Raw genomic sequence first — 24,026 nt, forward strand, 5'->3', positions numbered from 1 at the left:
GGTGCGGTTCCCGGTAGGGTGCCGGAGGCATAGCACTGTCGCGTCAGCGGTGCGGAGCACTATGATGTGGGCGGGATCCCAACCGAACAGCCATGCAACCCTTGCACATCTTGCTGGCAGAAGGCAACCCTCATCTGCGCAGCTTGCTGTGTTGGCATTTGCAACAGGCCGGACACCAAGTTTGGGAAGCAGAGACCCTTCGCCAAGCAAAGACTCTGCTGCAACAGCAGCCCATTCACCTGCTGATTTTGGATGCGGAGCTGTCCAACCGCGGCGGGCTGCAATTGTGCCGGTGGGCCCATCGCCAGTACGATCTGCTGATTTTGCTACTCTCCCACCGGGGATCCGAAGCGGACATTATCGCCGGCCTAGAAGCAGGAGCGGACGATTACCTCACCAAGCCCTTTAGTATGCAACTGCTGGATGCCCACCTTCTAGCCTTGGCTCGGCGGCGACAGCGTCATATCCCCCCTACCTTTCTGCAGTACGGGGATCTCAAAATTGACCTGGTGCAACGGCGCGTCGCCTTGGCTGGGGAAGGGATCGACCTCACGCCTCAGGAGTTTAGCCTGCTGATGGTGCTGGTGCAGGCGGATGGGGATCCCGTCTCTCGTCTAGAGCTGCTGGAGCGAGCGTGGCCGGATTCCACCGATAACCCTCGCACCGTCGATACCCACATCCTCTCGTTGCGCAAAAAGCTGGAACGGGATCCGCGCCAGCCCAGCTTGATCCACACAGTGCGCAATGTCGGCTACTGCTTTGGCCTCAACCCCCCGCTGCTTCAGGAACAGAAAACTCTGTCAGCCGCTGCAGGCGATTCAGGATCTGGGCCTCAGCGGCAGCGTCGTGGAGTCGCAGCGTCAGGGGAGGCACCTGCAAATCAATCAATCAAATCCCGCTAGGCAGATTGCGCAGGATCCCAGTCGGGATCGCTCAGTTGCAGCAGAGACCGGCGCACCCGCTGCTCCAGAGCCAGGTTGTGATGTTGGCGGCTGACCTGCAGAGCTGCCTGCAAATCCGAAAAAGCTGTCGCTTTATCCCCCATATTCCAGTAGGCCAGCCCTCGTCCGTACAACCCATACTCGTCGGAGAGGTCGATGCGGTTCATGTCCGCTTCCAGGCGAAAGGCCCGCTCGTAGTCGTCCAAAGCAGCTTTGATCTCCCCCAGCGCATAGAGAAGGTTGCCCCTGATGTAGAGAACGTTGGGCTGTTGGGGTTCTATTTCTAGGCTGCGGCTGAGGTCGGCAATGGCCTCGTCAAAGTAATCACCACAGGCGTAGGTCACCCCCCGCTGGTAGTAGTGGGCTGGGCTGGGATCCCAGTCAATAGCCTGCGACCAATCGGACAAAGCCGCCTCCCAGGTGCCCAGGTAGCTGTGTAAACGGGCCCGCTGGGAATGGGCAAGCGCTGAGGTGGGATCCAAGCGAATGGCTTCATCCAGATGAGCTAGGGCCAAAGGCAGGGATCCCTGTTGCATGAGCAGGTTGGCCAAGCTGAGGTGGTGGGGGACATTGGGGTGTAGGCGCACCAGCTCAGCAAACTCCGCCGTTGCTCCCTGGAGATCCCCCTGAGATTGACGAATCAGCCCGCGATAAAAATAGGGTTCTGGTCGCCGCGGGGCCAACCGGATCGCCTGGCCGAAATCCTCCAGGGCCTGGGGAACTTGGCCGAGGGCAAAGTAGGCTTCTCCCCGCAAAATGTAGGCGTTGGCCAGGCAGGGATCCCGTTGCAGAGCCAAGCTGAGCTGTTCAATAGCCCCCAGCAAATCCCGGTTCAGCCACCGTTCTCGACCACGGTTGTAGGCCAAGATGGCCGGACGGGTAAAGGCAGAGATGGCGGCTGCACCCACCAGGCCCATCACTGCCAAAAGACGATCCTGCCGCCAGCTGGCCATGCTCCCCAGCAACAGGGCAACCGCAATCAAAAGGCGCAAACCGGCAGAGTCGTGGGCTCTGAACATACTGCTCTGCACCGCTGTTACGAGCGTATCCTGTTTTTTTAATCTGCTCGCGAGCTTCTCTCTGATTCTGCCCGATTTGGCAGCGAAAAACGCCGAACAGCTCAAGCCCAAAAAGCTCCCGTAGCTCACTTGGATCAAGAGTAGAAAGGGGATCCCCGTGCTCCTCCCAACCCTTTAGCTTGTGGGGGTGTGGGGGTAGCTAAGCCCCGCACTGTACCCGTAGCGTCAGTGTCGGGATACAGAGACCCCCACATGGTGTATGATGAGAGTAGTTGCACAAAACGGCTTTGCCGGAATCTGGTGCAGCTACGCGGTGGGACATCCCGTGTCTGCTCGCAGAGGGTTCTTGCGTAGGCTCCCCGATGAAGCGAGAAGCCCACACTGTACCCGTAGGGTCAGTGATGGGAGTATGTCACGCCCAGAGCATCAACCGCAGCTCATAGGGATCGTGCATATCGGGGTGAAAGGGCAGCAAGCGGATGGCTAACCCTTGCAAGCCGCTGGCCTCATAGCAAATCTGGCCGGAGAAGATGGCCCGATCCTCCACCGTCTCCACATAGCGCAGGGAGATTGCCTGTCCTTTCTGAATCTGGCCCTCATCATTGACCGGCCCCTGGTAAGCTTGCACGATCACATCCTGAGGTCGCAGGGATCCCAGCCGCACTTCCACCGTCACGGTGAGGGGATCCCTGGCCATCACCACTTGGTCATCCTGTGCCAAGGCAAGGCCGGCAGCGGCAGCTTTCTTCGGGGTTTCGATCTGGACGTTGAGAACCTGGATGTTGTACCAATGCTCCTGCAGGTGGTTTTGCCAACGAACGAACTGGCGGGCTGACTCGAAGTGGTCACGGCGCATGCGGTCGAAGTAGTTGCTGAGAGGAATGTAGGCTCGCTGGACGTACTCCAACACCATGCGCTGCGTGCTGAACTGGGGGCAATTGAGGCGAATCGCCTGCTTCATGCGCTGGATCCACTGGTGGGGTAGGCCATCGCTGCCGCGCTGGTAGAAGAGAGGGGCAACCTCTTGTTCCAGCAGGTCGTAGAGGGCATTCGACTCCACCTCATCTTGATAGGCGCGATCCTCATACTCCTCACCGCGGCCAATGGGCCAGCCGGTCTGGTAATAGTCAGCCTCGTCCCACCAGCCGTCCAAAATACTGAGGTTCTGTCCACCGTTGGCTGCCGCCTTCATGCCACTGGTGCCGCTGGCCTCCCGGGGGCGCAAGGGGTTGTTCAGCCACACATCCACCCCGGCCACCATCAAGCTGGTGACATACATGTCGTAGTCCTCAATGAAAACCAAGCGCTGGCGAAACTCCGGCTGCCGCGACACCTGCACGATCTGGCGGATCAGCTCTTTGCCGGGTATGTCGCGGGGGTGGGCCTTGCCGGCAAAGATAAACTGCATCGGGTACTGAGGATGGTTGAGCAAAGCCTTGAGCCGTTCCAGGTTGTGGAACAAAAGGGTGGCCCGCTTGTAGGTGGCAAAGCGGCGGGCAAACCCAATGGTAAGCACCTCCGGGTTGAGGGCCTCAGAGGCCCGTTGGATCTCAGCCGCTGAGGCAGCCCGTTTCTGGAGCTGTTCCATCAAGCGCTCGCGGGTAAAGTTAATCAGGCGGGAGCGGCTGCGCTCGTGGGCCCGCCACAATTCCCCATCCGGAATCCGATCCACCTTTTGCCAGAGGGGATCCGAAGGAGGAGCCTCTGCCCAATCCGGCCCCAGGTAGCGGTCGTAGAGGGCTTGGTTCTCCTCCCCCACCCAGGTGCGGACATGTACCCCGTTGGTGATGGAAGTAATCGGCACTTCTTCCAGCGGGATCCCAGGCCACAGCCGGCTGAACATCTTGCGGGAAACCGCCCCATGCAGCTTGCTCACACCGTTCACAAAAGAGGCCATGTTGATGGCCAGCACTGCCATGCTGAAGGGAGATTGGAAGTCGCCGGTATTTTCCCGTCCCAAAGCCAAAAAGCGCTCCCGGCTCAGGCCCATCTGGCTGTAGTAGAAGCCGAGGTAGTAATCGATCTTGTCGGGCGGGAATAGGTCGATCCCGGCGGGCACCGGCGTGTGGGTGGTAAACATCTGGCTGGACTTGGCCACCTGCCAGGCCTCTTCAAAGCTCAGCCCCTGCTCCACCATCAACAGGCGAATCCGCTCTACTGCCAAAAAGGCCGAGTGCCCTTCGTTCATGTGGTAGACGGTGGGATGGATGCCAAGGGCGCGCAAAGCCCGCACGCCGCCGATCCCCAGCATGATCTCCTGGTGGATGCGCAGATCTTGGTCGCCACCGTACAGCTCATCGGTGATGTCTTGGTCGTACTGGCTGTTGGGCTCGATGTTGGTGTCCAGAAGATAGAGGGGCACCCTCCCCACCGTCACCTTCCAAATGCGGGCGAACACCTTGCGGTTGGGATAATCCACCTCAATGCGAATTTCGCGGCCCTCCGCATCTCTCTGCAGCTCCAGGGGCATGTTAAAGAAATCGTTAACTGGGTAGCGTTCCTGCTGCCAGCCGTCGGGGTTGAGGTACTGGCGGAAATACCCCTTTTGGTAGAGCAAGCCCACACCCACCAGGGGCAAGCCCAGGTCGCTGGCCGCCTTGAGGTGATCCCCGGCCAAAACCCCCAAGCCGCCTGAGTAGAGGGGTAGACAATCCGCCAAACCAAACTCTGCCGAAAAATAAGCGTAGCACTCCCCTTCCACCGCTTGGGCCGAACGATACTTGCGATACCAAGTGTCCTCCTGCAGGTAGCTCTGCAGTTGTTGGCTGGCCCGTTCCAACTGGGCCAAAAAGCCGGGATCCTCCGCCAATTCATCCAGCCGTTCCTGCCGGATCCGACCCAGAAGAGCCACCGGGTTGTGGGCACAGGCATCCCACAGATCGGGATCCATGCGCCGGAATAGGCTGCGGGTTTCTACGTTCCAACTAAAATGCAGGTTGTAAGCCAACAAGCGCAGACTTTCCAGCGGAGTAGGCAGGTAGGGAGTGACCTTAAACGTGCGTAGCGGCTTCATAAAGACTGGGAGGAGCGTTGTTTCCACTGTCAGGCTACCTTGCCCTCAGCCTGAGGGCGTGGCTTTTTAACTTGAATGTCGATTTGTAATCCAGTGGATGCCGAGCTGTAATCCAACGGCTGCTCGAACTCCCTCAGGGCTCTATTTGGGATGGATCCGACTGCGCCCCTGGCCGATACGATCGCTGCCATTGCCACTGCGGTAGTGCCTGAACAGGGCAGCGTGGGGATTGTGCGCCTTTCCGGGTCACGAGCCCTTCCCATTGTCCAAGCCATCTTTACCCCTGCCCGCCGCAACGCAGTCTGGGAGAGCCATCGGCTCCTCTACGGCTGGATCCACGATGAGAAAGGCCAAATCCTAGACGAAGCGCTGGCCGTTTGGATGCAGGCCCCCCGTTCTTACACCCGCGAAGATGTGACAGAGCTGCATTGCCACGGTGGCATCATGGTGGTTCAGGCCACGTTGCAACAATGCCTGCGGCAGGGGGCGCGGCTGGCTCAGCCGGGGGAGTTTAGCCTGCGCGCTTTTCTGAATGGCCGCATTGACCTCACCCAGGCCGAGAGTGTGGCCGATCTGGTGGCGGCCCGCTCCCCTCAGGCGGCCCGGATGGCCCTAGCAGGCTTGCAGGGTAAGTTAGGGGGATCCATTCGCGCCCTGCGCCAGGAGCTGCTGGGTTTGTTGGCAGAAATTGAGGCTCGCCTCGACTTTGAAGAGGATCTGCCCCCCTTGGATGTTGCCGCTTGGCAGGCCCGGCTCCAAGCTATTCAAGCCCAGATGCAAGCCCTGCTGGCCACGGCAGAACGGGGACAACTGCTGCGCACCGGGGTGAAGGTGGCCATTGTCGGGAGGCCCAATGTGGGCAAGTCCAGCCTGCTCAATGCTTGGTCAGGACAGGATCGGGCCATCGTCACCGATCTGCCCGGCACCACCCGCGACGTGGTGGAATCCCACCTGGTGGTAAAAGGGATCCCCGTTCAACTGCTGGACACTGCCGGCATCCGCGCCACCGAAGATCCGGTGGAACGGCTGGGGGTGGAGCGCTCCCAACGCCTAGCCCAGGCTGCCGATGTGCTGGTGCTGGTCATCGACGCCCAAGCGGGCTGGACGGCTGCCGACGCCGCCATCTATGAGTCTGTCCGCCATCGCCCCCTCATCCTGGTGATCAACAAAACCGACCTCGCCCCGCCAGAGCGGATCCCCCTCCCCCCCGAAATTGCCCACCGCGTCCCCGCCGTTGCCGCCCAAGGGAAAGGGATCCCGGAGCTGGAAAGAGCCCTGGAGCAGCTCGTCACCCAGGGACGTCCCCAGCCCAATCTGGAGATAAGCCTGAACCAGCGGCAGGCTGCTGCCCTCCAACAAGCCCAAGCCAGCCTGGAACAGGTGGGGCAGGCCATCCAAGCTCAGCTCCCCCTGGACTTTTGGAGCATCGACCTACGGGGCGCCCTGCATGCCCTTGGCCAGATCACCGGCGAGGAGATCTCGGAATCAGTGCTGGATCAGATTTTCAGCCGCTTCTGCATTGGTAAGTAGCCCCCTAACTCATACTCATTTTGAGTTTGTGTTACTATGGGCTCAGTTGGGAAGCCGAAGCGGATCCCCGATAATGGAAACACAGTTAGGAGGTTGGCCATGGTTACCGCCGAGAAAACCCGTCTCTACCCCACCCAGATCGATTTGCCAGCAGAGGCTCGCGCGCAACTGGTGGAGCTGCTCAACCAGTCCTTGGCAGACACGTTGGATCTGAAGACGCAGGTGAAACAGGCCCACTGGAACGTTAAAGGCATGCACTTCATCGCCTTGCACGAGATGTTCGACACCTTCGCCGGCACCCTGGAAAACTACGTGGACATGCTGGCGGAACGGGTTACGGCGCTGGGGGGCATCGCCCGCGGCACGGCTCGCATCGTTGCCCAAACCTCCACCTTGCCGGAGTACGATCTGGCCGCTGAAGAGGGTCGGGATCACCTGCAGGCTTTGGCAGCCCGTTACGCTCAATATGCAGCTTCCGTCCGCCGCAACATTGACCGCACCACCGAACTGGGGGATGCCGACACAGCAGACCTGTTCACCGAGATCTCGCGCCAGATTGACAAAGATCTTTGGTTCATCGAGGCTCACCTGCAGGCGTGACGCCAGCGAGGCCAGTCACAGGCAAGTGGATCAAGCAAAATGGGCGTTAACGTTCCCCTCCTGTATTTGGTGGCTCTGGCCAGTATCCTCGGCGTGGCGGGCTTCTTTGTCCTGCGGGAGGTGCTGCGGGTACGGGCCCAGGAAAAGGTCATCCGTGAGCTGCAGCCCCGCCTGAGCAAAGGCAAGGGATCCCCGCAGGAGCACTACGAGTTGGGCAGCGTCTATTTGCAAAAAGGCCTCTACGACCAGGCGGTTGCCCAGCTTAAAAAAGCCCTAGAAGTGGCCGGGGAGAACATTCCCCCCGTCTGCAACGCCCTCGGTTTTGCCTACTTCAGCCAGGGGCAGTACGACTTGGCCATCCGTTACTACAAGGATGCCGTGGCTGCGGATCCCGGTTATGTAACTGCTTGGAACAATCTGGCCCATGCCTATGAGAAGAAAAATCTCTATGGCCCAAGCTTGGAAGCTTACGAAACTGCCCTGAAGTTGGATCCCCGAAATGCCATTGCTAAGCGGCGCTCGGAGTCTCTGCGCAAACGGTTGCAGCCCAGCCCCTGAGGATCCCATCTGCAATTTCATCCGCAGAAATACTCTTGACCGCAGCACAGTTGTCCATAGGAGTTGGCTCTAAAGACTCCATCCTGCCTGTGCAGGCACTTCCTTATCCTCTCAAAAGAAGATTGATAATACTGAAATCTTGAGTGCAAATGTAAGATCCGGTATCGTGTTGCCTGGGCTGGTATTATGTCTTAAATAAAATGAGAGGCCATTTCATGGATTCGCAATCGGTAGCACCTGTGGTTTTGGTGATCCTGGATGGCTGGGGTTATCGGGATGCTCTCGATGGCAACGCGGTGCTGGCTGCGGAAACCCCTGTCCTGGATAGCCTTTGGGCTGCCTATCCCCACACCCTGCTGCAAGCTTCGGGTCGGGCCGTGGGCCTGCCGGCAGGACAGATGGGCAACTCTGAAGTCGGGCACCTGACCTTGGGGGCAGGGCGGGTGGTGCCGCAGGAATTGGTGCGCATCAGCGACGCGATAGAGACAGGATCCCTCTTCCAGGATCCCTTGTTGATGCAAGTTTGTCGCCAGCTCAGAGAGCGAGGGGGCCGTTTTCACTTCGTTGGCCTTTGCTCCGAGGGGGGGGTTCACTCCCACATCGACCATCTCTATGGGTTGCTCAAGCTGGCGGCCCAGGCTGAGATTCCGGCCTATGTCCACGCCATCACCGATGGCCGCGACACCTTGCCCCGCGATGGTGCCAGGGTTCTGGCCGCCCTGGAAAAAGAGCTGCAATGGCTGGGCAATGGCGTCATCGCCACCCTGAGCGGACGCTACTACGCGATGGATCGGGATCGCCGTTGGGAGCGCACCCAAAAGGCCTACGAGATCATGACCCAAGACGGCCCTGGCCGTGGACAAAGCGCCGCGGAGGTGATGGAAGCTTTCTATGCCCAGGATCTCACAGACGAGTTCATCCCGCCCACCCGCCTGGCTCCGGGGGCTGTGCAGCCGGGAGATGCGGTGCTTTTCTTCAACTTCCGCCCAGATCGCGCCCGCCAACTTACCCAAGCCTTTGTCTGCCCAGACTTTTCGGGTTTTCAACGCCCCTTGCTGCCGGCTCTCACCTTCATCACCATGACTCAGTACGAGGCGGATCTGCCGGTGCAGGTGCTGTTCAAGCCCCAGAACCTGAATCACCTGCTGGGCCAAGTGGTGAGCGAGGCCGGCCTCAAGCAATTGCGCATTGCTGAGACGGAAAAATACGCCCATGTCACCTACTTCTTCAACGGCGGCATTGAGCAGCCCTTCCCCGGCGAAGATCGCATCCTGGTGCAAAGCCCGCTGGTGACCACCTACGACCAGGCGCCGGAGATGTCGGCAGTGGAAGTGACCGACAAGGCGATAGAGGCCATCGCCCGCCGCGAATACGGCCTGGTGGTGCTCAACTATGCCAACCCCGACATGGTAGGTCACACTGGCAACTACGAAGCCACCATCCGCGCCCTGGAAACGGTGGATCGCTGTTTGGGCCGGCTGCTGGCGGCAGTGGTAGATGCGGGAGGCACTACTTTGATCCTGGCGGATCATGGCAATGCAGAGCTGATGTGGGATGAGAACGGCAACCCCTGGACGGCCCACACCACCAACCCCGTTCCCTGCATTCTGGTGGAGGGGGAAAGGCGCAAAATCCCCGGCTGTGGCGGCGATGTCAAGTTGCGCTCCAACGGCACTTTGGCTGATGTGGCCCCCACCCTGCTGGAGATCTTGGGCCTGCCTCAGCCCCCCGAAATGACAGGACGTTCGCTTTTGCAGCCGGCAGAATACACCATCCTCCAGCGGCAACCCAGTCCTGTGGGGCGGTAGGTGCCAGGGATCCCTTACTCCGTCACTGGGATCCCTTCTTGGGCCAGCCATGCTGTTAGCTCTCCCCAGTTGCGATAGACAGCCAGAACCCGTGAGCGATCGGGGTGATAGGGGGCAGCCAAGCGCTCCAACTGCAAAAAGCGGGCCTGGGGAGGGATCACCGCCGCTTCGGGATCGGGGGGAGTGGGTCGGCGCAAGGAGCTGCTGTAGCCGCGGTAGATCAGCACCAGATCAGACTCTCCCTCGCTTTCCACCTCCACCCGCAGCACCTCTTGCGGGTGGTCTTGGCTGTAGCGCTCCAAGGCCAAGGGCCAAGGCAGGGCCCTCATGCTTCCAGTTCCCCCTTATCAGTTCCGGGTCGCAGCCGCCAGACAAAGTAGAGGCTGTAGAGCAGGTAGGCCACCAGCCCCCAGGCCCCCACGCTCCCCAGCAGCTCCGGCGATACATTGGGATGGAAGATCTCCCGAAACCCCAGCGGTGGCCCAAACCAAGCCCGGCACTCCTCTGGCAGAGAAGTGCGGAAAGCACAGGGCACAAAGGCCCCCGAAAAGAGGATCCCGGCCCCCATATAACCAGTCAGGCCCCACCGCCAGAGCAAAAAGGCTCGCGCCGCCCAGGTTCTCGACTGCTCGAGAGCAGCACTCCAGTCCCGCCAAAACCAAAGACAAACCAAGATCAACAGCCGCGCCATTGCTCCACTGAGAAAGCTGACGGGCAGGCCCCCAATCATCAGGTACACCGTCACCGCCAAGAGGCTCGATACCCGCCAATAAACGATCAATAGCTGAATCAAGGGCCGCAACCCCACCGCAAAAGCCCAAATCAGCAGCAGCAATGGCATCACCACCGTCAGCGCCACTGCCAAGCGGTAGTCCAGCCAGATTGCATCCACCAGCCAACTCTGGGGAGTCATCCTCACCCTCTGCCACTCCTGCCCCTTAGTATATGAAACCTGGGGGATCCAGGACGGGACACAGAGAGTTACGGAATGTTAACGCCTGCTGACCATCCCCAGCAAAACTTTACACCAGACAGCTTTCAGAAAGTTTTCCATTTTGCCGCTACCGATCCCCGAAAGTGGTAGATTCTTAGCTAGCTCCTCAGAGGAGTATCCCTGTCGTTCGGAAGGCCAGCTGCCTGTCTGAGCGACCAGCGGAGTCTCCTTCAGACCTTGGCCCAACTTAATCTCATTAAGTATTGTTACTTAATCGTGTTATCTTGGGTTAAGGTCAAACCTTGAGAGGCATGACCTCGAAACCATGGCCCGTTCTTCCAGACTCCTCTCTCACAGTTCTACCCGTTGGAAGGCGACCCAGTGGAAGCCCAGACCACTGCCTCCCTTGGAGAATGCACCTCCTTCTCCGAAGCGGGAGGAAGAGACAGGGGATCCAGTTGCGTCAGAGCCACCCCTTGCCCTGGGGAAGCCCGATTTGGCGAGGAAGGTGAAGGGTGGAGCTAGGGGGGCAGCAGTTGCTGGCAGCGGGAGCTATGAAGCGCTGCAGCTGTGGCTGGTGCTGGTTACCTTGGGGGTAAGTCTGGCCATTGCCGTGGGAGTGGCCCTGGTTTACTCTCTGGGGGTAGCTGCCAACTACTTGCTGGGGGCGGTTGTTGGCGTGGTTTATCTGCGCATGCTGGGCCGCGGCGTAGCGGAGCTGGGCAAAAGCCGCAACCGTTTGGGGGTGACGCGTTTGGCTCTGTTTGTCGGGCTGATCGTTTTAGCCACTCAGGTGAAGTCTTTACAGATATTGCCCATTTTCCTGGGGTTCATGACCTACAAGGTCACCCTGCTCATTCATCTTGTCCAGACCTTGACCCGTTCATCTTCTTCTGTGTGATGCCCATGAACCTGTCCTTCTCCTCTCCTCCTCTTTTGGCAGAACTCGAGGTCGGCCATCACCTTTACTGGCACCTGGGCAAATTCACGGTTCACGGGCAGGTTTTGATCGCCAGCTGGATCGCCATTGCCCTGATCTTGACGGTGGTTATCTTGGGCACCCGTCAACTGCAGCGGGAGCCGGCTGGTCTGCAAAACTTTGTCGAGTATGCCCTGGAATTTGTGCAGAGCATTGCCCGTGCCCAGATTGGCGAGAAAAACTTCCGGCCCTGGGTACCCTATGTCGGCACCTTGTTCCTGTTCATCTTCGTCTCCAACTGGATGGGCAACCTCTTCCCCTGGAAGTTAATTCCCCTGCCGGAAGGGGAGTTGGCCTCCCCCACCAACGACATCAACACCACTGCCGGGTTGGCGCTGCTCACCAGCATCATGTATTTCGTGGCCGGCATCAGCAAGCGGGGGCTGTCTTACTTCAAAAAGTACATCGAGCCTACCCCGATTCTGCTGCCCATCAACGTTTTAGAAGATTTCACCAAGCCCCTTTCCCTGAGTTTCCGTCTATTCGGCAACATCCTGGCAGAAGAGCTGGTGATTGCGGTGTTGGTGTTGCTGGTGCCCTTGTTTATCCCCGTGCCGGTGATGATTTTGTTTCTGTTTACGGGGGCGATTCAGGCTTTGATCTTCTCAACCCTCTCGGCAGCTTACATTGGAGAGGCGCTGGAAGGTCATGGAGGAGGGGATCACCACGATTGATCCCGCTGGTCGGTCGATCCATCTTGAACCTTTTCGGGAGGATCATCTCAAATGGGTCAGCGCAAGGGATCCCTTCTTTTGGTAAGGTTTGTTGGGGCTGACAGATTGGTTCTGAAAGCCGCCGACAAGGGAGTGATTTGAGGCTGTAGTGTATCAGACCCGATCACCTCTGAAGCTCAAGAGACGTTGTTGTTGTGTCAATCACCAAGGAGCATCTCACTATGGATCCGTTAACCTCTGCTGCTTCTGTTCTGGCTGCTGCTCTGGCCATTGGTCTGGGATCCCTGGGTCCTGGGATCGGACAGGGGAACGCCGCTGCTGCTGCGATGGAAGGGGTGGCCCGCCAACCTGAGGCGGAAGACAAGATCCGCGGCAACCTGCTGGTTAGCCTGGCCTTCATGGAAGCTCTGACCATCTACGGCTTGGTGGTGGCTTTGGTGCTCTTGTTTGCCAACCCCTTCGCCTAGTGTCCTACGGGGGCGGGCCGCAGCGATGGCCGAGGTGAGCCATATCCGCCCCCCAACCCGGCCTGACGGTAGACCTAAGTTTCTGTTGGGGTCATAACACCCATGCTCTTCCAAACTCTATTGGCTGTTGAAGCGGCTGAAAAAGGTGGTCTTTTCGATCTGGATGCCACCCTGCCCCTGATTGCCATTCAGTTTTTGCTGTTGGTGGCAGTGCTCAACTCCCTCTTCTATGAGCCGGTTACGCGGGCTATCGACAGCCGCAGCGACTACATCCGCACCACTCAAGCGGAAGCCCAAGAGCGGTTGGACAAGGCGGTGTCGTTGACCCGACAGTATGAGTCTGAGATCAGCCAGGCCCGCTTGCAAGCCCAGCAGGTGATCGCTGAGGCAGAGGCTGCAGCTGCTCGCATTCGTTCCGAGAAACTGGCTGCTGTGCAGGCAGAGATCCAGCAGAAGCTGGAGGCGGCGCGGCTACAGGTCGAGCAAGAGAAGCAGGCAGCCCTCGAACAGCTGCAGCAGCAGGTGGATGCCATTGCCGCCCAGATTACCCAGAAACTGTTGGGCAGTGCTCGTTAGATCGCTGGTTGGAAGTACTTTTGGAGGAGCTTGCGATGCCTGTGTGGAGTTGGGTGGCCGGTTGGATCTTGGCTGTGGCCGAGACCACGGAGCTACTCCCAGAAGCCAAGGCAGGAGAGGGGGATCTCTTGGCCAAGATTCTCGAGAGCAACCTGATCAACATCGCGATCATTCTCACCTTGCTGTTTATCTTGGGTCGCAAAGTGGTGGGAGAAGCCCTGGCCAAGCGGCGGGAGGGGATCCTAGAAGAACTGCGGCAGGCGGAGCAGCGCAAGCGGGAAGCCATCGAGAGGCTGGCGGAGGAGCAGCAAAAGCTGGCCCAGGCTCAGCAGGAGGCTGAACGTATCCGCAAGCAGGCGGAAGCCAACGCCGAAGCCCGTCGGCAAGAGTTGTTGGAGCAGGCGGAGCGGGAAGTTGAGCGGCTGCGGGCCAATGCCGAGAAAGAGTTGTCCAGCGAGCAGGAGCGGGTTTTTCAGGAGTTGCGTCGGCAGATCGTTCGCCAAGCCTTGAGCAAGGTGGAGCAGGAGCTGCCGCAGCACCTCAACGAAGAGGTTCACCGCAGCTTGATCGAGAGAGGGATCCAAATGATTGCCCGCTAGCTCTCAAGGAGGAGAAAGGTATGATCAGCAGCACAATGGCTGAGAAGGTGGTGGATCCCTATGCCGAGGCTCTCATTGCTCTTGGGTCAGGCCAGGGATTGCTGGACACTTTTGCCGCCGATATGCGCTTTATTGCCGAGGTTTTGCGGTCTACGCCGGAGCTGGGCCAGTTTCTCGCCAACCCGGTGATCAAGGCCGAGGCCAAAAAGAACCTGCTGCAGCAAGTATTTGCCGATCAGATCCACCCTCTGCTGCTGAATGCGCTGAAGTTGTTGACCGACCGCCGCCGTATCATGTTTCTCGGGACTGTTTGCCGGCGCTTTTTGGATCTGCAGCGGAAGCTCCAGAACATCGTCCTGGCCGAGGTGACGACGGCGATACCCTTGACGGAAGCTCAGCAGCAGTCAATTCGCGAGCGGGTGATGGACTTCACCCAGGCCAGCGGTGTGGAGTTGCAAGCCACTCAGGATCCGGAGCTGCTGGGAGGGGTGGTCATCAAGATTGGATCCCAGGTGATCGACCTCAGCTTGCGTGGACAGTTGCGCCGGCTTGCCTTGCAGTTGGCCTAAGTTGGTTTTTGAGGATCCCTTCCCATTACTTGAGAGGACTGCTATGCCTACCATTCGCCCAGACGAGATTAGCACCATCATCAAACAGCAGATCGAGCAGTACAACCAGGAGATGCAGGTCTCCAATGTGGGGACAGTTCTGCAGGTGGGGGATGGCATTGCCCGCATCTACGGTTTGGATAAGGTGATGGCCAGCGAGCTGCTGGAATTTGAGGATGGCACCACCGGTATTGCCCTCAACCTGGAAGAAGACAACATCGGTGCCGTGCTGATCGGCTCCGGGCGGAATATCCAAGAGGGATCCACCGTCAAATCCACGGGCAAGATTGCCAGCATCCCGGTGGGGGAAGCCCTCTTGGGCCGCGTGGTGGATCCCCTGTGCAACCCCCTCGACGGCAAAGGCCCGATCCAGTGTACGGAGTCTCGCCTGATCGAATCTCCGGCACCTGGCATTGTCGATCGCCGCTCTGTGTACGAGCCCCTGCAAACCGGCATTACCGCCATCGATGCCCTGATCCCCATCGGGCGGGGGCAGCGGGAACTGATCATCGGCGACCGCCAAACCGGCAAGACCACCGTTGCTGTGGACACAATCCTGAACCAAAAAGGGCAGGATGTGATCTGCATTTACGTGGCCATTGGTCAGAAGCAGAGCACCATCGCCCAGGTGGTGGGCATCCTGACCGAGCGAGGGGCTATGGACTACAGCATTGTGGTGGCTGCCGGCGCCGATAGCCCGGCCCCGTTGCAGTGGCTGGCCCCCTACTGTGGCGCCACCATTGCTGAATACTTCATGTACCAGGGCAAACACACCCTGGTGGTCTATGACGATCTCTCCAAGCAGGCGGTGGCCTATCGGCAAATGTCGCTGCTGCTGCGCCGTCCACCCGGTCGGGAAGCTTATCCTGGGGATGTGTTCTACCTGCACTCGCGGCTATTGGAGCGAGCCGCCAAGCTGAGCAGCCAACTGGGAGAGGGATCCATGACGGCACTGCCGATCGTGGAAACCCAGGCCAATGACGTGTCGGCCTACATTCCCACCAATGTTATCTCCATCACCGATGGGCAGATCTTCTTGGAATCGGATCTGTTCAACGCTGGCATCCGCCCGGCCATCAACGTCGGGATTTCCGTCAGCCGCGTCGGCTCGGCAGCTCAGACCAAGGCGATGAAAAAGGTGGCTGGCTCCATCAAGGTGGAACTGGCGCAATACCGCGATCTGGAGGCCTTTGCCCAATTTGCCTCTGACCTGGATGAGGCTACCCAAAAGCAACTGGCCCGCGGCCAACGGCTGCAGGAGTTGCTGAAGCAGCCACAGTACTCTCCCCTGTCTCTGGATCAGCAGGTGGCCATTATCTATGCGGGGACGCGAGGCTATTTGGATGACATTCCGGTGGAGAAGGTCTCCAGCTTCAAACAGGGCCTTTTGGCTTACCTGGGCACCACCCATCCCAAGTATGGCGAGATCGTCCTCTCCACCAAGCAACTCACCGACGAGGCAGAAGAAATCTTGAAAACGGCCATCACAGAGTTCAAGCAGAGCTTCGTGGCCAAGGCGGCCTAGGGTGACGCGGATCTCTCCTGGCCCGGATCCCTGTCGACCACCAAAATAGAGGGAGTAGGTTATGGCAAACCTCAAGCGCATCCGCGATCGCATCAAAGCGGTCAAAAACACCCGCAAAATCACCGAGGCCATGCGGCTGGTGGCAGCAGCCCGAGTGCGGCGCGCCCAAGAGCAAGTGATGGCCACCCGTCCCTTCGCCGACCGACTGGCCCAGGTTTTCTATCGGCTGCAAACTCGGCTGCGACTGGAAGATGTCAACTTGCCTCTGCTGAAGCAGCGGCCCATTCAGACGGTAGGGCTGTTGGTGGTGGCCGGGGATCGGGGCTTGTGCGGAGCCTACAACGCCAACGTGATTAAGCGCACCGAGGAGCGGGTTCGCGAGCTGCAGGAGACAGGGCAGCAGGTGCAGCTTTACCTGGTGGGCCGCAAGGCGGTGCAGTATTTCCAGCGGCGCTCCGCTCCCATCGCCAAGACCTACGTGAATTTGTCGCAGATCCCCACGGCGGCTGAGGCTGCCCAGATTGGGGATCAGCTCCTCTCGGCCTTCTTGTCGGAGAAGGTGGACAAGGTAGAGCTGCTCTATACCCGCTTTGTCTCTTTGATCAGCTCCCGTCCGGTGGTGCAATCCCTGTTGCCCCTCGATCCGTCGCGGTTGGCCACTCAAGACGATGAAATTTTTCGTCTTTTGGTGCGGGGCGGAGAGTTTACTGTCGAGCGCAGCAAAGTCATCGCAGCGGTCTCGGCCCCACCTCAGGACATGATCTTTGAGCAGGATCCCGTGCAGATTTTGGATGCACTGCTGCCGCTGTACCTGAACAACCAGTTGCTACGGGCCTTGCAGGAGGCGGCGGCCAGCGAATTGGCAGCTCGCATGACGGCCATGAACAACGCCAGCGACAATGCCAGCGAGCTCATTCGCACGCTGGGTCTTGCCTACAACAAAGCTCGCCAGGCGGCTATTACCCAGGAGATCCTGGAGGTGGTGGCCGGAGCGGAGGCCTTGTAGGGTTCTCAAAGGAGATCCCCTGAGGAGCCGAGGTTGCGTTGTCGCGCCATCTGGGAGTTGAGCAGAACCACCGGCAAGATCCCCACCAAGACAATGGCCAAGGCCGGTGCCCCTGCTTCCGCCAGACGCTCATCGGCTGCCAAACGGTAGGTCTGCACCGCCAAGGTGTCGAAGTTGAAGGGCCGCAGCACCATCGTGGCCGGCAGCTCCTTCATCACATCCACAAATACCAGCAGCATAGCCCCCAAGAGGCCACCCCTCATCAAGGGCAAATGCACCTGCCACAGGGTGCCCAGGGATCCCTGTCCCAGGCTGCGGGCCGCTTCATCCAAACTGGGGGGAATGCGCAGCAGCGTGGCCTCGACGGTGGCCAAAGCCACGGCCAAAAACCGCACCAGGTAGCCGAACACCAAAGCCGTGAGGGTGCCACTGATCACCAGGCCAGGTGGCTGTTGCAGCACCACCTGCCGCAGGTAGCTCAGCAGTTGATCCAACCACCCTAGGGGAATCAGAACCCCCACTGCAATCACCACCCCAGGCAGCGCATAGCCCAGAGAAGACAACTGCACTGCCAGCCGCAGGCCCCACGGGGATCCCGCCCGTCCTAGCCCCTGCATGCGCAGCCCGTAAAGCACCACCACCGACACGGAAACAGCAATGATAGCCGTGATGGTGGATAGCCAAAAGCTGTTCTGGGCGTAGCTCCAAAAGCGGCGACCCAACTCCCCCTGCCGCAGGGTCATGTGGAGCAGGATCAAGGCCGGCACGACGAAGCCCAGCCCAATCGGGATCCCACAGGCTAGCCAAGCCCCCACCGCCCGGATCCCTTGTAGGCGGTAACGGGTTGGGGTGGGTTTGAACCCTTGGCGATAGTAGCGCGCCCGCCGGCGGGAGACCTGCTCCATCGTTATCAGCAGCAACACCAGCAGCAACAGCAGCGCCGAAAGCTGAGCCGCCGCCACCGGATTGCCCAGGGCCGTCCAGGTGCGGTAGATGCCTGTGGTGAAGGTGTCTACCCCGAAATAGCTGACGGTGCCGAAATCGTTGAGGGTCTCCATCAAGGCCAGCAGACAGCCGGCCACGATCCCCGGTCGGGCCAGCGGCAAAGCCACCTTGAAAAAGCTGGCCCAAGGCCCGTAGCCCAAGGAGCGGCTTACCTCTAAGCAGGCCACCGATTGCTCCTGAAAGGCCAGCCGGGCCGAGAGGTAAACATAGGGATAGAGGGTGAGGATCAGCAGCAGGATCGCCCCCCACAACGAGCGAATGTTAGGGAACCAGTAGTCGCCGATCCCCCAACCTGTTACCCGCCGCAGCCAGATCTGGAAACCGCCGGTTACCTGCAAAAAATCGGTGTAGGCGTAGGCCAACACATAGGTGGGGGCCGCCAGGGGCAGCACCAACATCCACTCCAGCCAGGCCCGCCCCCAAAACTGACACATGGTCACCAGCCAGGCAGTGCCACTGCCCACCAGGATGACCCCCGCCGCCACCCCTGCCATCATCACCAGGCTATTGCGCACATAAAGCCCCAAGACCGTATCGGCCAGGTGCTCCCAAACCTGCCGCTCGTCCGCAAAAAGGCTGAGCAACACCGTAAGGACAGGAACGAGAATGAGACCGCTGAGGGTCAGAGTCAGAAGCGCCCAGCCGTTCAGAGGAAAGAAGCCACTTCCCGGCAGAGATTTGCTCAACAACTTCAACCTCATCTCTTTGTCCATCTCAACAGGCGGGAGCTACCTCTTGAGCAACTCCTGGGGAAGAAAAGGGGATCCTCCAGGGATCCCCAACCAAGTTTTCTCTCAAAACAAGCTCTTGGGCAGCTTAACGAAATAAACGATGTTCTCGTCTTGCTTGTTACCAAGGTAAGGCATAGTTTTTTCTTGAGCCGCGCCCTTTTCCGAGACGATGCCAAAGTCGTCGTCGTTAACTATCGCTAGGGTAGTTGAGTTGAGAATGGCCAACCCCTCGGGCTTGTCGTGGGGATAATTGGGGATCGACATAATGTCAAATACTTCTTCTTTGGAAACGGGCTTGATCCCCGCTGCAATGATTTCCTCTTGGGTTAACTGCTCCAGAGTCTTGCCGTTAACCAGCAGGCCATTTGGACCAGGATCAAAGACATCCGTGGCAGCGGCAGTATCGATTTTGTAGATCTTCTTCGTAACCTCTTTGTCCTCTCCCGGCGTTTTGCCATCCCGTTCGAGAACCAGGAAGGTTGTGTCGGTAATGGCGACAATTTCGCTAACAGCGGTGCCAGTTCCCTCTAAAGGATAGAGGTATTCTTTGAACTTGCCCGTGGCCAGTTCATAGAAGAGTATCCTGCAAACAGTTGCGGTCTTTTGAACATCTTTGTTGGGGTTCAAAAGCGGAGACTGCATGATGCCGACCAAGTATTTCTGATCGGGCGTCAGAGTTAGCCCCTCCATGCCGCGATTGGGGCGCCGATTTTTGTAAACTTCTGGAAGCTTTTTGCCGCCAACTCCACTTCCAAAAGGATTTAGCCACTCGATGGCCTTGCCATTGGAATCAAAATGGATCAAGTGAGGTCCGTATTCGTCGGCAACCCAAAAGCTTCCATCTTTGGCCACCGCGATCCCCTCTGGATCGATACCTTTGGGATCCGGCGCAAGCTGCTTGCCGCTGAGATCGTAGGCATTCTCTCCCGTTCCCCCCGAGCCAGATGGATTGGGGATCCCGGTGAGATTTTTGCCTGTCTCGTCTTGCAGCAGGATGACCCTGTCCAACTTGAAGCCCTTGCCGTCCAAAGACAATCTGGCAACTTGAGGGGTAAAGTCTGGCTTAGGGAAAATCTTGTCGTTTGACTCAGCTCCATCAATATTGGGACCGCGATCGGTGAGCACATAAAAATATTGGCCATCAAAGGCAAGGCCAGAGCCAAACCCACCATTGTAGATTTTGACGCCGTTTTCTGTGGTCAAAAGCAGATCCCGCTTTGGAACAGGAGCCTTTTCGGGAAGGTTTTCAATTGCCTTTGCCGGGCTATTGGTGTAGAAAGAAGTTAAAGAAAGCAGGAGCAAGAACAAGCTTGCTGTTCGCAGTTGTTTCATTTGGCAAACCTCCAGAAGCTTTTGAAAAAGAAAGACAGGACGCCTGAGCGGCCTCGAACGGAAGCAACGCCGTCCTAGAGTATCGACGCTTGGCCAAGAACCGTCAAGCTGCTTAACGTTCACGGCGTCAAGCAATGAAAGGCTGCACTCAGGGCCTGTCCTGGAGGCCTGATCTACTTCCAACCGGCCCGATCCATTACCTTTAGGGCATCAGGGGTGACGCGGCCAATGCTGGCGGCGTTGATCGTATCTTCCTTAAAGGTGCCAAAGCTGGCCACCACCGAGTCGATCTCAGCCCCGGGCAGTACCGGGTACTCATTGTTGCTCTGGGCAAAAATGGCCTGCGCCTCTGGCCCGGAGAGAAACTCCAAAAATTGGATGGCCGCGTCTTTGTTGGGAGCTGTTTTCAGAATGCCGGCCCCGCTGATGTTGACGTGGGTGCCGCGATCCTGCTGGTTGGGGAAGAAGACGCCGATTTTCTCGGCTACGGCGCGCTCTTCTGGATTGTCGGATTTGATCAAACGCGGCAAATAGTAGGTGTTGGCCAAAGCCACGTCTCCCACCCCGGCGGCCACGGCCTTGATCTGATCCGTGTCTCCCCCTTCCGGCGGACGGGCAAAGTTGGCCACCAAGCCCCGGGCCCATTGCTCCGTTTCCGGGATCCCGTGGGCCAAGATGATCGAAGCCGTCAAGGATTGGCTGTAAACGTTGCTGGAGGAGCGGGTGAGCACCTTGCCCCGCCACTTGGGGTTGGCCAGATCTTCGTAGGTAGACAGCTCGTTGGGATCCACCTTGTCTTTGTTGTACATGATCACCCGCGCCCGCTTGGTGAGGCCAAACCAGTACCCCTCTGGATCCCGCAGAGACTCGGGAATATTTTTGGAGAGCGTCTCCGACTGGATGGGTTGAAACAAGCCCTCGTTCTGAGCGCGCCACAACCGGGCAATATCCACCGTCATGAAGATGTCGGCGGGGCTGTTGGATCCCTCGCTGCGGATGCGCTGGACGATCTCATCGGCGTTGCCCTGCACCCAATTCACGGTAATGCCCGTTTTCTGCTGGAAAAGTTCGTACAATTTCTCGTCTGTGCCGTAGTGCCGCGAGGTGTAGAGGTTCACTTCCCGATTGGCGCCATGGGCCGGACGCAGAAGAGACCCTGCTGCCAGAGCCGCAGAACCTAGCGTGGCTCCACTGACAAATTGCCGTCGCGATAAGCGCATACCCAACTCCTAAGTTCAAAAACATCTCAAGAGACACAGCTCCACCGGCCAAGCTGGCCATGCCTCTCTCTGAGAAAAAACCTGAAAGCTACGTCCAAAGGACAAAGGCGGTTCTCGCAAATCTCACTCTGTTGACCCTCATCTTAGGCCAGCTTTATTGAGACTTTTATTCAAGAACCTCGCCTTGGGGCAATGATAGAGGATCTCAAGTACCGGGTCAAGCTCTTAGAAGTTTTTCTCATCTCTCACCCTTTGGGATGGAACTGGCCAACTTCCCCTTGTTCTCGACAGCACTCGAGATGGCCGGCGACCCAGCCGATCTTGCCGATCTTGTTGAGCAATCGGTCTGTGGCCGGAGCCCCGCGGAGCAGTATTGACAACACCCGCAAAAGCTGGAAGGGCTTCGGGTATAACGGGAGCAGGGTAAATGACAGAGCTATGGTGAGCTCCCTTTCTGGACTACCTCAGGCGCAGGTGCAAGAGAATAGCAGGGATCCAGGTGTCTCTATCCTGGTCTGCGGCTACAACGATTTGGTGGAGCTCACTCTCCAAGCCCTAGAAGCTTTTGGACATCGCGCTGTAGTAGTTGCTCCCGATCTGCCCCCTCATTTGGAAGAGCAGTGGCAATACCTACAGGCGGATCCCCGCCAGCCGGGGGTGTTGCAGCGGGCTGGGATCGAGCGGATTAGGGTGGCGCTGCTCCTGGAGGACAGCGACCAAGCCAATTTCGAGCTGGCTTTGCTGATTCGAGATCTCAATCCACAGGTGCGTGTCGTCTCCCGTCTGTTCAACCACAGCCTTGCCCGCTATCTCGACTCGGCTTTGCCGCAGCATTTTTCCCTATCGGTGGCGGCTTTGGCTGCCCCGGCTTTTGCCCTTAAGGCTGTTTCCGACGAATTTGTTGGCTACTTTGAGCTGCCCCAGCTGGAAGCCCAGCCGGCCACGCTTCCGCCAGAGCTGGCAGATCCGGCTTACTTTGTCTCAGACCGAGAGACCACCCTCTGGAACGTGGTAGAGCTGACCATCGGATACAACTCCCGCCTGCTGCATATGCCCCTCTCGGAGCTGGAGGAAACTTTTGGGGCGCGGGTGCTGTTTCATTACCCGGTGGATGGGCTTTCTAACTTTTCCAAACAGCGAGTTTTCGACGACTTTGACCACGAGGCAGAGCTGCTGGAGGGGGATCGCGTTTTGGTCATTTGCGATCCCAGAGCCTACCTGCAACTGTTGGAACGCAACGGGCGACGGGGCTCCTCACGGGCACAGCGCTGGGCCAGCGGCCAGATGCAGGACAAGCGACAACAACGGCAAGGCAGGTCGTTGGGGCGGGGATCCCTTGGGTCTTGGCTGCGCAGAGGAGTGCAGGGACTCCTACAGGTCAAGCCCATCGTGCGCACCCTCACCTTCACCTTGGGGGCCATGCTGGTGCTGGGGGTGATCAACTTCAGGATGATCGGCAAACCCCTCATCGATGGGCTTTTGCTGACGATCGTGGTGCTGACAGGGGGCTACGGGGATATTGAGGCTTTTCAACAGCCGGAAACACCGCTGGGGGTGAAGGTGCTGGCGGTGATGATGACCTTGGTGGGGGCTGCCCTGGTGGGGTTGATTTACGGCTTGGTGACCGACAAATTGGTGAGCAGTCGCTTTGGCTTGGGTCGGGCTGCCCGTATGCCCAAAGAGGATCATGTGGTGATCGCAGGGTTGGGGCGGCTGAGCTATTTGGTGCTGCAGTTGTTGCGGCAGATGGGCTACGAGGTGGTGGTGGTGGATCCCAATAGCGAGAACCCTCTCTTGGAGGCAGCGGAACGGGAGGGAGCGGTGGTGGTTCGTGGGGATTATGCCCTGGCAAGCACGCTGCAGCAGGCTCGCATTCAAGGCAGCCGCTGCCTGATCTGCACCACCCCTGACGATCTCACCAACCTGGAGACGGCCCTGACGGCCCACAGCCTGCAACCGGGGATCCGCACCATTTTGCGGGTTACCGATCCCGAATTGGCCGCTCGGATGCAGCGCCACATGCAGACGCTGGGGATCAGCTACAGTGCTACCGGGTTGGGGGCACGGGCTTTTGCCACAGCAGCACTGGTGGGATCCGTCTACGGCACTCTGGCTTGGCAAGGGGAAACTCTGCTGGTGACGCTGCTGGAGGTCTCGGCCGATTGCCACTACCTGGGGCTATCCTTGCGCCAACTGGCCCAGGACTATGACCTGGTGATCTTGCTGCATCGCTCCCGACCGGGGAAACCCTGTGTTTTTCCCAAGATCTGGCAAAAAGAGGGCAAGACCCTGTTGAAAGAAGGCGATCAACTCTATGTGATGGGAACGGTGGAATCCCTGATTCGCTTAACCCAAGGACGGCCTCTTCCCCCAGAGCTGTATCAGGTGCGCCTCCTAGAGTATCGCAACCCCTATTTTGAAGAGGAGATCCTCTCGGCTTTATCGTTCTACGCACGCCTGCCCAAAACGGCCCTGAAACCCCTATTGGGCTGTCTGCCGGCGGTGGTGAGCCCACCCCTTCCCCGCGACAAGGCAATCAAGTTAGCCCGCCAACTGCGCAAAATGAGCACTGAAGTGCAGGTGTTTGCCCAGGCGCAGCCTGCCCATTGGATCCCTGCAGCCATGAACGAAAATAGCGAGAGTAATCTGAATTGATTTGGACACTGTTCTGTTTATTGGTCTATTCTGCACTCCGTAGTCCAAAACATCTCGTTATGGGCAGTTGGACATTCAGCTAGAAATCGCAGGAGCCCCGCACTGTACCCGTAGGGTCAGTGCCGGGAGGAATGCGGAAGTCACAATAGAACCATGACCCAAGTCCTGACCGTATCCTGCAAGCTCAAGGCGTCCCAGTCGCAGGCCGCCAAATTGGACGCGACTTTGGAGGCTTTTGGCCAAGCC

The 24,026-nt window shown here is 58.7% G+C and carries 21 protein-coding genes; 14 read left to right on the forward strand and 7 right to left on the reverse strand.

Annotated elements, in window-relative coordinates; translation table 11 throughout:
- Positions 1–92: 92 nt before the first annotated feature.
- Positions 93–902, forward strand: coding sequence for a response regulator transcription factor (locus NW829_RS04910; protein ID WP_414416564.1), 810 nt, complete (start codon positions 93–95; stop codon positions 900–902).
- Here the strand turns inward: NW829_RS04910 and NW829_RS04915 are convergent.
- Together NW829_RS04915 and glgP are read right to left on the reverse strand one after the other, a co-directional pair.
- Positions 899–1,960: a tetratricopeptide repeat protein gene (locus tag NW829_RS04915; RefSeq protein ID WP_414416565.1), complete on the reverse strand. Its 1,062-nt coding sequence runs from the start codon at positions 1,958–1,960 to the stop codon at positions 899–901. The genes NW829_RS04910 and NW829_RS04915 overlap by 4 nt on opposite strands.
- 412 nt (positions 1,961–2,372) lie before the next feature.
- Entirely contained in the window at positions 2,373–4,973 is a 2,601-nt protein-coding gene (glgP, locus tag NW829_RS04920; RefSeq protein WP_414416566.1) for an alpha-glucan family phosphorylase, read from the reverse strand.
- Positions 4,974–5,123: 150 nt separating this feature from the next.
- Between glgP and mnmE the strand changes: the two genes are divergently transcribed.
- The 4 genes from mnmE to gpmI all read left to right on the forward strand — a co-directional run bounded on the left by mnmE (position 5,124) and on the right by gpmI (position 9,469).
- Positions 5,124–6,503: a tRNA uridine-5-carboxymethylaminomethyl(34) synthesis GTPase MnmE gene (gene mnmE / locus NW829_RS04925; protein ID WP_414416567.1), complete on the forward strand. Its 1,380-nt coding sequence runs from the start codon at positions 5,124–5,126 to the stop codon at positions 6,501–6,503.
- A 99-nt stretch (positions 6,504–6,602) separates the two neighbouring features.
- Positions 6,603–7,103, forward strand: coding sequence for a DNA starvation/stationary phase protection protein Dps (gene dps / locus NW829_RS04930; protein WP_414416568.1), 501 nt, complete (start codon positions 6,603–6,605; stop codon positions 7,101–7,103).
- A 39-nt stretch (positions 7,104–7,142) separates the two neighbouring features.
- Positions 7,143–7,661, forward strand: a complete 519-nt coding sequence (locus NW829_RS04935; protein WP_011434229.1) for a tetratricopeptide repeat protein — start codon at positions 7,143–7,145, stop codon at positions 7,659–7,661.
- 215 nt (positions 7,662–7,876) lie between these two features.
- Entirely contained in the window at positions 7,877–9,469 is a 1,593-nt protein-coding gene (gpmI, locus tag NW829_RS04940) for a 2,3-bisphosphoglycerate-independent phosphoglycerate mutase (protein WP_414375362.1), read from the forward strand.
- Between the two features lie 14 nt (positions 9,470–9,483).
- On the opposite strand, the gene NW829_RS04945 is transcribed toward gpmI, so the two are convergent.
- Entirely contained in the window at positions 9,484–9,798 is a 315-nt protein-coding gene (locus tag NW829_RS04945) for a hypothetical protein (RefSeq protein ID WP_414330481.1), read from the reverse strand.
- The gene (locus NW829_RS04950; RefSeq protein ID WP_011434226.1) at positions 9,795–10,382 is read right to left on the reverse strand and encodes a DUF3177 family protein; all 588 of its coding nucleotides are present in this window, start codon (positions 10,380–10,382) and stop codon (positions 9,795–9,797) included. Before NW829_RS04950 ends, NW829_RS04945 begins: the two co-directional genes overlap by 4 nt.
- A gap of 517 nt (positions 10,383–10,899) precedes the next feature.
- Between NW829_RS04950 and NW829_RS04955 the strand changes: the two genes are divergently transcribed.
- The 8 genes from NW829_RS04955 (at position 10,900) to NW829_RS04990 (ending at position 16,837) form a co-directional block, all read left to right on the forward strand.
- Complete coding sequence (locus NW829_RS04955) at positions 10,900–11,304, forward strand: hypothetical protein (protein ID WP_238376806.1); 405 nt, start codon at positions 10,900–10,902, stop codon at positions 11,302–11,304.
- 5 nt (positions 11,305–11,309) lie between these two features.
- Positions 11,310–12,056 (forward strand): F0F1 ATP synthase subunit A, encoded by a 747-nt coding sequence (gene atpB, locus NW829_RS04960; protein ID WP_414330483.1) that lies wholly within the window; start codon positions 11,310–11,312, stop codon positions 12,054–12,056.
- Between the two features lie 221 nt (positions 12,057–12,277).
- A complete protein-coding gene (gene atpE / locus NW829_RS04965; protein WP_235280127.1) occupies positions 12,278–12,523 on the forward strand; it encodes an ATP synthase F0 subunit C in 246 nt (81 codons plus the stop codon).
- 102 nt (positions 12,524–12,625) lie between these two features.
- Positions 12,626–13,099 (forward strand): F0F1 ATP synthase subunit B', encoded by a 474-nt coding sequence (locus tag NW829_RS04970; protein WP_414349846.1) that lies wholly within the window; start codon positions 12,626–12,628, stop codon positions 13,097–13,099.
- A gap of 35 nt (positions 13,100–13,134) precedes the next feature.
- On the forward strand, positions 13,135–13,698 hold the full coding sequence (locus tag NW829_RS04975; RefSeq protein WP_414416569.1) for a F0F1 ATP synthase subunit B: 564 nt from the start codon (positions 13,135–13,137) through the stop codon (positions 13,696–13,698).
- Between the two features lie 20 nt (positions 13,699–13,718).
- On the forward strand, positions 13,719–14,267 hold the full coding sequence (gene atpH / locus NW829_RS04980) for an ATP synthase F1 subunit delta (RefSeq protein ID WP_414416570.1): 549 nt from the start codon (positions 13,719–13,721) through the stop codon (positions 14,265–14,267).
- Between the two features lie 43 nt (positions 14,268–14,310).
- On the forward strand, positions 14,311–15,831 hold the full coding sequence (atpA, locus tag NW829_RS04985; protein ID WP_011434218.1) for a F0F1 ATP synthase subunit alpha: 1,521 nt from the start codon (positions 14,311–14,313) through the stop codon (positions 15,829–15,831).
- Positions 15,832–15,892: 61 nt separating this feature from the next.
- Positions 15,893–16,837: a F0F1 ATP synthase subunit gamma gene (locus NW829_RS04990; RefSeq protein WP_414330493.1), complete on the forward strand. Its 945-nt coding sequence runs from the start codon at positions 15,893–15,895 to the stop codon at positions 16,835–16,837.
- 5 nt (positions 16,838–16,842) lie between these two features.
- On the opposite strand, the gene NW829_RS04995 is transcribed toward NW829_RS04990, so the two are convergent.
- From NW829_RS04995 to NW829_RS05005, 3 genes are all read right to left on the reverse strand, one after another.
- Positions 16,843–18,543, reverse strand: a complete 1,701-nt coding sequence (locus NW829_RS04995; protein ID WP_414416571.1) for an ABC transporter permease — start codon at positions 18,541–18,543, stop codon at positions 16,843–16,845.
- A gap of 93 nt (positions 18,544–18,636) precedes the next feature.
- Positions 18,637–19,905: an esterase-like activity of phytase family protein gene (locus tag NW829_RS05000; protein WP_414349842.1), complete on the reverse strand. Its 1,269-nt coding sequence runs from the start codon at positions 19,903–19,905 to the stop codon at positions 18,637–18,639.
- A 173-nt stretch (positions 19,906–20,078) separates the two neighbouring features.
- The gene (locus NW829_RS05005; protein WP_414416572.1) at positions 20,079–21,131 is read right to left on the reverse strand and encodes a Fe(3+) ABC transporter substrate-binding protein; all 1,053 of its coding nucleotides are present in this window, start codon (positions 21,129–21,131) and stop codon (positions 20,079–20,081) included.
- A gap of 432 nt (positions 21,132–21,563) precedes the next feature.
- Here NW829_RS05005 and NW829_RS05010 point away from each other — a divergent pair, with 432 nt between their 5' ends.
- Positions 21,564–23,780, forward strand: a complete 2,217-nt coding sequence (locus NW829_RS05010; protein ID WP_414344451.1) for an NAD-binding protein — start codon at positions 21,564–21,566, stop codon at positions 23,778–23,780.
- The last annotated feature ends 246 nt before the right edge of the window (positions 23,781–24,026 follow it).

This window comes from Synechococcus sp. R55.8 (genome assembly GCF_047461895.1).
Lineage (GTDB): Bacteria > Cyanobacteriota > Cyanobacteriia > Thermostichales > Thermostichaceae > Thermostichus.